This is a genomic window from Psychrobacter sp. AH5, from assembly GCF_040371085.1.
GTDB lineage: Bacteria > Pseudomonadota > Gammaproteobacteria > Pseudomonadales > Moraxellaceae > Psychrobacter.
Genome location: NZ_JAMBMT010000001.1, coordinates 802,726 through 815,739, shown reverse-complemented (window position 1 = coordinate 815,739; position 13,014 = coordinate 802,726). Strand labels below are relative to the sequence as shown.

Genomic DNA, 13,014 nt, shown 5'->3' with positions numbered 1-13,014 from the left:
ATCGTTTCGTTATCCAGCTTATAAATCATTAAATCTCAATAACTACTAGCTGTAGCCCCTAGCCATAACCATTAGTCATATCTCTTAATCACAGCTATCATGCTAGCTAAGAGTTTCTGCCAGAGCCATTCTAGACTTTATAACCGGTAACCTCTATAAGTTAACCGATTACTGCTGTTATTACTTATCATTAATTGTAAGAGATTTTATCAAAGAACTAACGGTTAAATACGCAAAACGACCTATCAGTGTCATTTAAAAAATCAATAGACGTCGATAAAACCAGCTATTTGATGGCCCAACTAGCTAAGTACACACTTCTTTAGACATCTTCGGTCAAACATATTGTTCTTAGGCTAATAATTTGCTAAAATGTCCGGCTTTACACGTTGAAGCTATTTAATTATTCCAAACGGCTTTAACGCATTTGATGACTGACTTTAATTTTTATATTTTAACTCAAGCATCAACATCATGTTTGGCGAGACGGCTGCTCGTCACCGATGATGGTTAAAACTATTACTGTAATCCACATTCATATTTTTATCTGTCTTTATCAAGGAGATACGCGTGGCTAATACTGCACAAGCTCGTAAACGCGCCCGTCAAAACACCAAACGTCGCCAACACTCTGCTTCACAGCGTTCTATGGTTCGTACTTACCTAAAGCGTGTTGACGCAGCTATCGAGTCAAAAGACTATGATGCGGCAACTGAAGCTTACAAAAAAGCGGTACCGGTTCTTGACCGTATGGCTGACAAAGGCATTATTCACAAGAATAAAGCTGCTCGTCGTAAGAGCCGTTTAAACAAAGCAATCAAAGGTTTACAAGCTTAATCTAATAGGTTTTTGCTATTAGTATTGCTAAGTTCATAACGTTATAAAAACCTTGTTACCAGTTTCGCGCTGGAGCAAGGTTTTTTTATGGACGATTGCTAGATAAAGCTACTTTATAATAATCAAGCTTACAAAAAACGTTAAACCCTAATCCCATTTGACTTCAGGTGGCAGTAGCAGTTTATCTGTAGTAAATCCAGAGGCATGATAATTATCTAATAAATGACTTACTGGACGCGTATAAAGTTGACCGCGCCAAATAAAATTGGCATTAGCCTTAGCAAAAGGCTCATCATCAAACCACAAAAACACCCCTTCCATCATCTTTGGCCAATCATTCCAGTCGATCTCAATAACATCTAGCATTACTGCCAAAAATGCCGATAACAAAGTATCATGACTTACCGCTAGCATCATGTGCCCCACTTGCGGCTGATGCTGATAGAATAATGACAGAATATCTAAGCCGCCTTGATAAGGGTTTTTGGTACCATCAAGATTGTTTTGTAAAAAGCGATTAATAAAGTTTAGCACGCCAATCTCTTTAAACACAGGATTAGCGATTTCAGGCTCAGTGACTAAACTACCTGGCTCCACTAACAACGATTGATGCAAAATACTGCGGCTCAAGCCTGCGCCCTGTTGCATCAGCATAGCGGTGTCTATACAGCGACCTATTGGACTTGAGATACTATCAACATCAAGCGAATACGGCAAATGACCCGATAGCCAACGCCCCCACGACTTAGCCAATACGCGGCCCTTAGGCGTTAAAGGCAGCTGATAACTGGCAAAACCATTGCCATCAGAGCGCTCACGCAGTGAATGCCTGGTAAATAGAATAAGACGCTTATTTTCAGGTAAAACACTTACCGAGGACATCATACTATCTGGCAGGTGCGCAGGAGCCTGTGCACTAGGACTATGCCTGGCTGACACGTCAGGATTGAGTTTAACTTTGGTAGTGTCAGGGAGCTTATTCATAAAAGTGGGTAGTAAATCCTTTAGTGATCTATCCTAAAAATGAGTAGCGGTAAGTTCAATAAAAGTAGCCTAGTAACTGTTAAATCATAATAGCTATTAAATTTTAGTAGCTGTTAAATCTCAACAACTCTATCCCAAGCAAACGCCAGCTCCGTGCTACTAACTTCATTGGGATAAGCGCGTGGATTGATGATAACCCGAGTATTATTAAGCCGATAATCAAAAGCTTCATGAGTGTGACCATGTACCCAAAGCGTTGGTGCCCAGTCCTCATACATCCATGCTGATAAATCGGTCACAAAAGCGGCGTTACTTGGCAGTGTAGCGTATTTCTCTGATACCGATAACGGGCTAATGCTGTGGTGACTCATTACTACAGTCTTTTTGCCAAGCTGTTTTGACTCTATCAACGCTTGCTTGAGCCATTGGCGCTGCTGCTGATGAATGCGCATTGACAGCTCTGGCGAGAACATCTGTGTACCTGCATAGATCTGCTTATAATCCCGCATAAAACGCTTAGCAATATCCATAGTCTCATCATTGGCCTGATATTGATAATCCGTCCATAAAGTACAACCCAAAATACGCACCTCACCAATATCGACATGCTGACACTGCAAGACATGCACTCCTTGGTTACGCTCGGGATTATAGTTATCCCACATAGCCAGCTTTTTATCAAAATGCAGTATGTCTTCATTAAAATATTCATGATTACCAGCAATGGTCAATACTGGCACTTGCAAACGCAAAGCTTGCTGTTGCAGCCAAGGCATACCGCTATCACTATTAGCCGTATCCCCTGCGACTAATACAATATCAGCGTCAGTCTTAGGAATATGCCCCATAGGATGCGATTGTCTAACATAACTATCAATATGCAAGTCACTTAATATCTGGAATTTCATACCACTCAATAAAAAAGGTTAAATGTATTAGTTTTTGGAAGTTATTATTTATCTGTTTATAACGAAAGCTAGTGTAGCACTTATTGATATGGCGTTAGAGAGTAAAAAAGACAACCATTTAGGTTGTCTTTTTATGATGATATATAATTTAAAGTCTTTAATAGCCAACTAAGCTTTATAGCTCTAACAGTATCTTATTTAACTTAGCAATAGGATCGTCAGCCTTGGTGATTGAGCGGCCAATTACTAAATAATCAGACCCATCTGCTAACGCCTGCTTAGGCGTACAAACACGCTGCTGATCATCACTACTGTCCTCTAACAGACGAATACCGGGGGTAATGAGTTTGAAGTCATTACCACATAGCGCTTTGAGCCTCTTCGCTTCTTGCGCTGAGCAAACCACTCCGTCAAGACCCGCCTCTTGAGTCAGCTTTGCTAACCGACTAACCTGCGACTCCAACTTATCCTCAACGCCAATTTGCGCTAGCGATTGCTGATTCATAGAGGTCAACACCGTCACTGCGATTAGTAACGTGTCATAATTATTCTCTAACAAACGCTGCTTGGCCAATGCCATAGCCTCATAACCACAACTAGCATGAACATTGACCATCCACACTCCTAAGTCTGCAGCAGCCAATACCGCTTGCGCCGTAGTATTAGGAATATCATGGAATTTTAGATCTAAAAACACCTCAAACTGGCGCTGATGCAAAGCTTGTACTATGGCCGGACCTGAACGAGTGAACAGCTCTTTACCTACTTTTAGACGGCAAAGCGTTGGGTCTAGGTTATCTGCTAGCGCTAAGGCTGCGTCCATAGAAATATTATCTAAAGCGACAATAATAGGTGAAATCTTTGCCTTAGGGTTAGCTAGGTTATCGCTCATTATTTTACCGTTTTATATTAAAGATGAAAATTAAAGTGAAATGGGAGTAGTTTTTATAAGCTTTGATAATAGTGAGACTACTATTTTTGGCCACTCTCTTAATCCCGTCATAATCAATAGCTACCGTTAACTATAATTGCCAAAAGCAATTATCAAAAACGCTTAGTTTTTTTGATTACGCTAGCGTCTGCAGCAATAGTATTATCAATATCATCAGCTACCACTCCTGGCGCGGCTGGAGTACCATAAATCGCTTGCTCTGCTGTTGGCGCATTGGCCTGACGGTCGATAGCAATATTGGCTTGATTGAGCTGCTCTTGCAAATGAGCATTGTTCTTTTGCAAACGCGATATCTCCCATTTATTTTGAAACACTCGGAACAATAATAATGAGAGGAGTAAGCCAATAATGATACCCAAAGTCAGGCATAAGATAAGTAGCAGGCCCAAATTCATAGCGGGCGCTTGTGAGAATAGTAAATTAACACCGATATCAGTATTATTTACTAATACCAAACCTAAAGCATAAGCGAAGCTCAAAAACAAGAGCACAAAAAGTATAAAGCGCATGATGCCATTACCTCCTAGTTAGTAGTAGTAGTGATTTATGGTTAAAGCGCCCTGTTGATCAAAGTCGCAATGTTAATTTATTATTAATTATAATTGTGCGATAGTTTTTATAAAGCTACTTTATCATTGACCGCTTCGCGTAGCGCTTTGCCGGGCTTGAAATGCGGAATAGCTTTGGCAGGTACAGGAACACTTTCGCCAGTTTTAGGATTACGGCCTACACGTGCACGGCGATGGTGCAAACAAAAGCTACCAAATCCGCGCACTTCAACGCGGCCATCATTAGCTAAAGTATCTACCATTAAGTTGATTATCTCGCGCACTGCATCATCAACGACGGTCTCAGCCATCGTGTCACAGTTGACACTCAAGTTATTAATAAAATCAGATTTATTTATCGCTTGTTGCATTGTCACACTTGCCCCATATTTTTAGTTTGTCATATCGATAAGAGATTTTCAGCTATAAATTTTGCCGCAGCTTTTATAAAAGATTACAACGATTCAAGTACTTAGTGTTAGTTTACGTCTCAAAAGCTGAGGTGGCAAATAATAACGGAAAATAATGCAAATAGGAATGAAAGTTTGCTTTTTTCAGGCAAATTATACTAAATATTTTCTTTGGTTAAAATTTGGACAAAAAAAAGCGACCGAAGCCGCTTTTTTTATTACTTATTAATGAGTCAATAGTACTAAAACTTACTGCATTTGCTCTTTGATCAAATCGCCAATAGTTTTTGGTTGTGCATCAGTTCCTGCTGCTGCAGTAGTACCTGCACCGCCCAAATCTTTAATCGCTTGACGCTCTTCTGCTTCGTCTTTTGCTTTGATTGACAAGCTGATGTTACGTGTTTTACGATCCACACTGATGATTTTTGCTTCAACATCATCACCAACAGATAGATGCTTAGTGGCATCTTCAACGCGGTCACGTTGAATCTCAGAGGCACGTAAGTAACCTTCAACTTCGTCAGCAAGCTCGATAGTAGCTCCTTTAGCGTCTACTTCTTTTACTTTACCATTAACGATAGCGCCGCGGTCGTTACCGACTAGGTATTCGTTGAATGGATCAGAGCTCAACTGTTTGACGCCTAGGCTGATACGATTGGCTTCTGCATCTACAGACAAGACCATAGCTTCTACAGTGTCACCTTTGTTGTAGTTACGGATAGCTTCTTCGCCAGTTTCATTCCAAGAGATATCAGATAAGTGAACTAAACCATCGATACCGCCGTCTAGACCAATAAAGATACCAAAATCAGTGATTGATTTGATAGTACCCGTGATCTTATCACCGCGCTCATGCTTCTTATCGAACTCATCCCATGGATTAGCAAGCGTTTGTTTGATACCTAAGCTGATACGGCGACGCTCTTCGTCGATATCAAGAATCATTACTTCAACTTCATCGCCTACTTGCACGACTTTTGAAGGATGGATGTTTTTGTTAGTGTGATCCATCTCTGATACGTGGACTAAGCCTTCGATACCTTCAGAGATCTCAGCAAAACAGCCATAATCCGTTAGGTTAGTGACGCGAGCTTTTACTACGCTACCTACTGGGTAGGTACCGCCAACATTATCCCAAGGATCCGTACCAAGCTGCTTAAGACCTAGGCTTACGCGGTTGCGCTCACGGTCAAACTTCAATACTTTAACTTTTAGGTCTTGACCTACTTCAACGACTTCTGATGGGTGCTTAATACGGCGCCATGCCATATCAGTGATGTGAAGTAGACCATCAATACCACCCAAATCAACGAACGCACCGTAATCGGTTAGGTTCTTAACGATACCTTCGATCTCGATACCTTCTTCAAGCTTGTTCAATAGCTCTTCGCGCTCAGCTGAGTTTTCAGCTTCCATAACGGCACGGCGGCTAACGACGACGTTGTTACGTTTTTGGTCAAGTTTGATAACTTTGAATTCTAGCTCTTTGCCTTCAAGATGCGTAGTATCACGGATAGGACGAACATCTACCAAAGAACCTGGTAAGAACGCACGTACTGAGCCGATATCAACAGTAAAGCCACCTTTAACTTTGCTTGAAATAATACCTTTAACGATCTCATCATTGTTAGAGATTTTCTCTAAGATATTCCACGTTTCAACGCGCTTAGCTTTTTCGCGTGATAGTAAGGTTTGACCCATACCGTTATCGACGGCTTCAACGACTACATCAACACTATCGCCAACTTCAACTTCAATCTCGCCCTCTTCGCTTAAAAACTCTTCACGAGCGACGATACCTTCAGATTTAAGACCAGTATCTACCGTGATCCAGTCGTTATCGATGGCCACAACAGTACCAGTAATAACCGAGCCACGCTCGATATCTAGACCTGTTTCTTCGATGCTCGCTTCAAATAGTTCAGCAAATGATTCCATTATATCTACCTTTGTATAGCCGTAGCCTGTCCAGCACAGTACGGATCAAATTTATGACTCTATAAAACGAGATACTGGTTTTATATCTTATAAAGCCATATAAAAAAACGGTTGTTGCTAATAAGCAAAGTATCAGGCTCATTAGCAACAACTGTCTTTGCCTTACTCATAACTTAATCGATAACTTGCTTTTTTGTGCAGTCTTTTAGTTACCCCTATGATTTTACATTAAAAACAATCTTTTTACGACTAATTAATCGTTATATTTCTGTTTGAAACTTAGCTTTTATTACGCATCTACTCTTTGACTAGGCAAAGTCAATTAAAAACAAATACCTTGCTGCTGACAGTAACTTTTTATTTGCTCATAAACCACATCCGCTCCTAAAGCTGAGCTATCTAACACTAGCGCGTCACTTGCAGGTTTTGAAGGCGCTGTACTACGGTTTTCGTCACGCTCATCACGTGCTTTGATAGTTTGTAGGATAGCTTGATAATCAGCGGCTTGACCAGACTTTTCGAGTTGGTTGACTCGGCGCTCAGCACGCGCCTCAGCGCTCGCGGTCAAAAATACTTTTACCTCAGCATCTGGAAACACTACCGTGCCCATATCACGACCATCAGCCACTAAACCGCAGTATTTTGCCATATTCTGCTGTAACTCCAGCAAAGATTGACGCACCTCAGCAAATACCGCTACTCGCGAAGCATAACCGCCCACTGTCTCATTACGCACCTGCTCGCCCACGCGCTCACCATTGACGATGATATCGACGCGCCCTGAGTCATCATTAAGCTCAAAAGAGATATTTAGACTCTGCGTCAACTTCAATAGTGCCGCCTCGTCAATAACCTCTTCACTATTGGCAGTAAGCAAACCCGCCTCAAACGCTTTTAGACCTACAATTCGATACAACGCGCCAGAATCTAATAACTGATAGCCTAAACTTTGAGCCAATCGCCATGCTACTGTGCCTTTGCCAGCGCCACTTGGTCCATCGATACAAATAACAGGATAGCGTGCTGTTGTTAAGCTCTCATTATCGGTAGAGGAGGATAGTAATTCAGATTTGGTCATAATGGCTCAATAATTATGAAAAATTTTATAAAGATAACACTAACCGTAAACACCAATAATATCAGCAAAATTGAACAGGGCAATATTATAGCAAGATAGTAACAATGCCACTAGTTTTAGGGCATATATCTTGTTAACAGAGGCTGCGTTTCGCTATAAGTCGCTGATCAACTTATGCTTATGTTGTTATTTTTGGCTTGTCTTCGCTGACGAAAAAAGTCTTTTAGTAACTGACTACTGTGCTCAAGACATAAGCCTTTTTGCACCTTTATATTGTGATTATAAAAAGGCTGCTCAGGTAGATTCATCTGACTGCCAACCATTCCCGCTCGCGGCTCATTAGCGGCGTAAACTAGTCTAGTCAAACGCGCGTGAATAAGAGCGCCAACACACATGGTACAAGGCTCTAAAGTCACATATAAAGTAGTATTAGCAGGCAATCGATAATTATTAAGACTTTGGCAAGCTTCCCTTATAGCAGTAATCTCAGCGTGAGCAGTGGCGTCATGCTTACCGATTGGCTGATTAAACCCTTGACCGATAATTGCATTATTATGGATAAGTACCGCCCCTACTGGCACCTCGCCATATTTAGCTCCTTGACGAGCAAGGTTAATGGCATAATGCATCCACTGATAGTCTGCAAGCGACCAAAAGCGACAATTAGCTAATTGGTTGCCTACTACCCCCAAGATTGTTTGCTGGTAAGGCTGTAGAGTGTACAAACCTGATAGAGAATATAATCGCTGAATATCGGTATTTATCATAGCTTACTTAAATTATTTAGATCACTAGGGGATTACTTACATGACTAGCGGCTTACTGGGGCAGCTGCCAATCAATAGGCGTTTGACCATGCTGCTTTAGATAATCATTGGTCTTAGAAAAAGGCTTAGTACCAAAAAACCCACCACGATTTGCCGCGAGTGGTGACGGATGCACCGCAGTCAAAATCAAATGCTTATCGGTATCGATATACTTGCCTTTTTTCTGTGCTTTACTACCCCATAAGATAAAAACCGTGTGCTCGGTTTGTTCATTAACCACATCGATAACTTTATCAGTGAACTGCTCCCAACCGGCGTTTTGATGGCTATTGGGCTCGCCCTCGCGGACCGTTAACGAGCTGTTTAATAGCAGCACTCCTTGCTGCGCCCAATATGTCAAATCGCCATGTTTAGAGGGTGTTGTTCCTATGTCACTGGCCATCTCTTTTAGCACATTATTTAGGGAGGGCGGCTTTGGAATAGTTTTGGGTACTGAAAAAGATAACCCCATCGCCTGTCCTGAGCCATGATAGGGATCTTGACCTAAAATGACGACTTTTACATTTGACAGTGGTGTCAAATTTAGCGCATTGAACATTAGCGGAGCTGGCGGATAAATACTATCCCCTGATTGATAGGCTTGTTTGAGAAACTCGCGCAGCTCATCCATATTGGTTGAGGTCAGCTCATCTTCTAATGCCTTTTTCCAATCTTCTGGCAGCTTTACTTTATCCAAAATAGCTTTTTTTTCGGCCGCGGTTTTGGTGGTAGGCTGACTACCTACGTCATCGTCTGATAAATCATCAAATAAATTCATGGTTATTTTACCTTTTTAATTATTAGTAAATTTTGTTTATTAAGGTCTGTTGAACATTTACAAATGAGCACTGCTGATAAAGTAAGAGTAACAAAAATATCTGTTGTTTTTCATTATAGATTTAAAAGAGCAGTTGTTGAATAAATGCCATAAAAAACGGCTACCCCTATAGTTAGGAATAACCGTTTATTACTAAAGATGGAGCTTGAACTAGCTAGCGACAGATTCAGAATCTGAGCGCGGCTCATGAGTTTCAACCACAGTCAGAATAATGCGGCTATCCGAGGAGCCTTTTTCAGAAGACTTCTCGTTACTCTTACCAAGCTTAACCGTATCAGCGTCCTGCGCCTCTTCTTTAGGCTCTAAGGTTAGATGCACCACTCCGCCATTGACGAGATCACCAAACAAGATCATGCTTGCTAATGGCTTTTTGATCTCATCTTGTATCAAGCGCTGCATAGGACGCGCGCCCATCAAACGATCATAACCTTTATCCGCTAGATAATCGCGTACCTCGTCATCAATCTCAAGCGTCACTTGCTTATCATCAAGCTGTACTTGTAGCTCAACCAGGAACTTATCAACCACAGAGGTCACTACCGAAGGATCTAGCGCATTGAACTGAATAATCGCATCTAGACGGTTACGGAATTCAGGAGTAAACACACGCTTGAGTGCCTCAGTGTTATCGCGGCTGTGGTCTTGCTCGGTAAAGCCCATCGATGAGCGACTGATACTATCAGCACCAACGTTAGTAGTCATAATAATAATGACTTGTTTAAAGATAGCTACGCGGCCGTTATTATCAGTCAAGGTACCATGATCCATAACCTGTAATAACAAGTTAAAGACATCAGGATGCGCTTTTTCGATCTCATCTAATAACAAAACACAATGAGGGTGCTGATTAATCTTTTCAGTGAGTAATCCACCTTGATCGTAACCGACATACCCTGGAGGCGCACCAATCAAACGCGAGGCAGTATGTGCTTCCATATACTCACTCATATCAAAACGCACCAGCTCTACGCCTAATAAGTTAGCCAACTGGCGCGAGACTTCCGTTTTACCGACACCGGTAGGACCAGCAAACATAAAGGAACCAATAGGCTTGTCAGGCGCTTTAAGACCAGCACGTGATAACTTAATAGCATCGGCTAGATTCTCAATCGCCTCATTTTGACCAAAGACTAAGTGCTTAAGATCACGATCTAAGTGCTCAAGAATACTCTTATCATCGGTAGAGACTGACTTGGGCGGAATGCGAGCTAGTTTTGCTACGATAGCTTCAATATCAGCGACATCGATTTTGATTGGCGCTTTTTTGGCATTATCTGAACCGGCATAATCAAAATCTGTCGCTTGCTTGGCAGTCTTAGACTTATCATTGGATTTAGCTAAAGCGGCTTGCTCACTCATCTCATTATCGATATCAGCTTCATCACCAATAGCCATCTCAGCGTCATAATCGCTATCGTCCATATCTTGTTCAAGATCAGCGATAAAGCTCTCTTCCGCTTGAATGTCCTCGGCATCAGGGATCACGCCTAAACGCTTATAGGCCCCTGCTTCATCGATGACATCAATCGCTTTGTCTGGTAAGAAGCGCTCATGGATATGCTTGGATGACAGCTCTACCGCACTAACTAAAGCCTCATCAGTGTATTCAACATTATGAAACTCTTCGTAACGCGGCTTTAAACCACGCAAGATATCAATACTGTCAGCGACGCTTGGTTCTTTAACATCAATCTTTTGGAAGCGGCGTGATAAAGCGTGATCTTTTTCGAACACTTGGCGATACTCGGTAAAGGTTGTCGACCCAATACAGCGCAGCTCACCATTAGCAAGCGCAGGCTTGATTAGGTTAGAGACATCCATATTGCTGCTCATAGAGGAGCCTGCACCAATAATCATGTGGATCTCATCAATGAACAAGATAGCATTTGGCTTTTTCTTCAACGCATCAAGTAGCGACTTCATACGTTTTTCAAAATCACCGCGATACTTAGTGCCCGCAATTAACGAGCCAATATCTAAACTGTAGATGACACAGCCATTAAGCGGTTTTGGCGCTTTATCATTGATAATTAACCACGCAAGACCCTCAGCGATAGAGGTCTTACCTACACCTGGCTCGCCCACCAACAATGGGTTGTTTTTGCGGCGACGGCATAATACTTGTGCAGTACGCTCAATCTCAGGAGCACGGCCAATGAGCGGATCTGTTTTGCCCTCGGCAGCACGCTGGTTTAGATTAGTAGCAAATTCTACTAACGGATCTTTGCTCGTTTTCTCAGAAGCACTACGACGATCGCCGGTCATGGTACGCGACTCAGCTGGCTCGTCTTTATCTTGACCATGCGAGAGATATTGGGTCAACTCTAAACGACTGATGCCCTGCTTTTTGAGCAAATAAACCGCATAAGTATCATGCTCAGAGAACATAGACACTAAAATATCTGAGCCTTCCACCAAGCGGCCACCGCCGATAGATTGTACATGGAAGATGGCTCGCTGCAAGATACGATCAAAGCTTTGGGTTGGCTGCGGGGACTGCTCTAAGTTTACATCTACCGTTGGCGTATGCTTATTAATATAAGCCTCAAGCTCAGTACGTAAACTTGAGACATTAGCGTTACAAGCAGTCAGCGTATTAGCTGCGTGAGTGTTCTCAAGCAGCGCTAGTAGTAAGTGCTCAACAGTGAGATACTCATGCGATTTTTGGCGCGCAAGCGTCATTGCTAAACGTAAAGAGACTTCAAGATGACGACTTAACATAACGAATTCCTACGGTTGTATAACTCTTTATAATTTAATAGCTTAACTGATAAATTAGGGCGATATCAAGATTGTTCAAGCGCAAATGATAGGGTTGTTGATAGATAATGGCTATTATTTGGACTAGTTAGAATATTATTCGCTTTTATTCATATCAACATGATAGTAGTAGATAGTCAATCTTTTAACCGCTACTAAAATGTATCAAAGCATATTAGCCGTGAGACAAGCAAGCTACCATCAGCCATCTAAACGCTGATTGATAACAAAATAGAAGTTGATAATAAAGGTAGATAGATAATAGATACAAATAGAAGCTTTGCTAGCTATGAGCTGAATAAAATTGCGGTAATAAGTATGATTTTATGAATAATATGGACTCTACAAGCCCAGCCCTTATAAACTATATAGGGCTTAGACTAGTAAAAATCAAGGGATAAAACAGCGAGATAAAACGACATAGACTCTAGAATGAGTCTACAAAAATGGACGATGTGAGCGGTTGCTAATAAAGTGATGAAAAGCTAATTTAAGCTTAATTATTCGCCTTGGTGCGGCTCAATCTGAGTTAGTAGTGGATAGCCTTCACGGTGCGCTAAGCTATTGACTTTTTTGGCCTTAGTTTCAGCAATATCTTTAGGATAAATACCAGCAATACCTTTACTAGTATTATGAATGGTTAGCATGATTTGTACCGCAGAATCGACGTTATGTTTGAACTCTGATTGTAAGATATAAACCACAAACTCCATGGGAGTATAGTTATCATTGTACATGACAACCGCGTACATAGGCGGCTTAGCAATCTCAGGCTCCGCGACCAAGACGTCTGCTTGCGGCGCAGTTTCGCTATCTGGATCGTCTTCTTGCGCGCGAATACCAGCTGGCATACTAGGCAGATGCCAGTCCAAAACTGTGGGTTCAATGCTGTTAAGAGTTGATAAATAGTGCTTTGTCATAGTAGTAGTAATTCAAATAAAAAATGAGGATAAGC

The 13,014-nt window shown here is 41.6% G+C and carries 12 protein-coding genes; 1 reads left to right on the top strand and 11 read right to left on the bottom strand.

Annotated elements, in window-relative coordinates; genetic code table 11:
* The first annotated feature begins 570 nt into the window (after nucleotides 1–570).
* Nucleotides 571–837, top strand: coding sequence for a 30S ribosomal protein S20 (gene rpsT, locus M0N77_RS03480; protein ID WP_353103568.1), 267 nt, complete (start codon nucleotides 571–573; stop codon nucleotides 835–837).
* 147 nt (nucleotides 838–984) lie between these two features.
* Here the strand turns inward: rpsT and M0N77_RS03475 are convergent, their stop codons facing one another.
* The 11 genes from M0N77_RS03475 to M0N77_RS03425 form a co-directional block, all read right to left on the bottom strand.
* Nucleotides 985–1,821: a histidine phosphatase family protein gene (locus M0N77_RS03475; protein WP_353103566.1), complete on the bottom strand. Its 837-nt coding sequence runs from the start codon at nucleotides 1,819–1,821 to the stop codon at nucleotides 985–987.
* Between the two features lie 113 nt (nucleotides 1,822–1,934).
* On the bottom strand, nucleotides 1,935–2,729 hold the full coding sequence (locus M0N77_RS03470; RefSeq protein WP_353103564.1) for a metallophosphoesterase: 795 nt from the start codon (nucleotides 2,727–2,729) through the stop codon (nucleotides 1,935–1,937).
* A gap of 175 nt (nucleotides 2,730–2,904) precedes the next feature.
* Entirely contained in the window at nucleotides 2,905–3,621 is a 717-nt protein-coding gene (pyrF, locus tag M0N77_RS03465) for an orotidine-5'-phosphate decarboxylase (protein ID WP_353103563.1), read from the bottom strand.
* A gap of 152 nt (nucleotides 3,622–3,773) precedes the next feature.
* Nucleotides 3,774–4,190, bottom strand: a complete 417-nt coding sequence (locus tag M0N77_RS03460; protein WP_353103561.1) for a lipopolysaccharide assembly protein LapA domain-containing protein — start codon at nucleotides 4,188–4,190, stop codon at nucleotides 3,774–3,776.
* A gap of 107 nt (nucleotides 4,191–4,297) precedes the next feature.
* Nucleotides 4,298–4,600 (bottom strand): integration host factor subunit beta, encoded by a 303-nt coding sequence (locus M0N77_RS03455; protein WP_353105555.1) that lies wholly within the window; start codon nucleotides 4,598–4,600, stop codon nucleotides 4,298–4,300.
* 288 nt (nucleotides 4,601–4,888) lie between these two features.
* On the bottom strand, nucleotides 4,889–6,577 hold the full coding sequence (gene rpsA / locus M0N77_RS03450; protein WP_353103559.1) for a 30S ribosomal protein S1: 1,689 nt from the start codon (nucleotides 6,575–6,577) through the stop codon (nucleotides 4,889–4,891).
* 322 nt (nucleotides 6,578–6,899) lie between these two features.
* A complete protein-coding gene (gene cmk, locus M0N77_RS03445; protein WP_353103557.1) occupies nucleotides 6,900–7,655 on the bottom strand; it encodes a (d)CMP kinase in 756 nt (251 codons plus the stop codon).
* 167 nt (nucleotides 7,656–7,822) lie between these two features.
* Nucleotides 7,823–8,422, bottom strand: coding sequence for a tRNA adenosine(34) deaminase TadA (tadA, locus tag M0N77_RS03440; protein WP_353103555.1), 600 nt, complete (start codon nucleotides 8,420–8,422; stop codon nucleotides 7,823–7,825).
* Between the two features lie 52 nt (nucleotides 8,423–8,474).
* On the bottom strand, nucleotides 8,475–9,239 hold the full coding sequence (locus M0N77_RS03435; RefSeq protein WP_353103553.1) for a uracil-DNA glycosylase: 765 nt from the start codon (nucleotides 9,237–9,239) through the stop codon (nucleotides 8,475–8,477).
* Nucleotides 9,240–9,449: 210 nt separating this feature from the next.
* The gene (gene clpA / locus M0N77_RS03430) at nucleotides 9,450–12,020 is read right to left on the bottom strand and encodes an ATP-dependent Clp protease ATP-binding subunit ClpA (RefSeq protein WP_353103551.1); all 2,571 of its coding nucleotides are present in this window, start codon (nucleotides 12,018–12,020) and stop codon (nucleotides 9,450–9,452) included.
* 539 nt (nucleotides 12,021–12,559) lie between these two features.
* Complete coding sequence (locus M0N77_RS03425; RefSeq protein ID WP_353103550.1) at nucleotides 12,560–12,979, bottom strand: ATP-dependent Clp protease adaptor ClpS; 420 nt, start codon at nucleotides 12,977–12,979, stop codon at nucleotides 12,560–12,562.
* Between the last annotated feature and the right edge of the window lie 35 nt (nucleotides 12,980–13,014).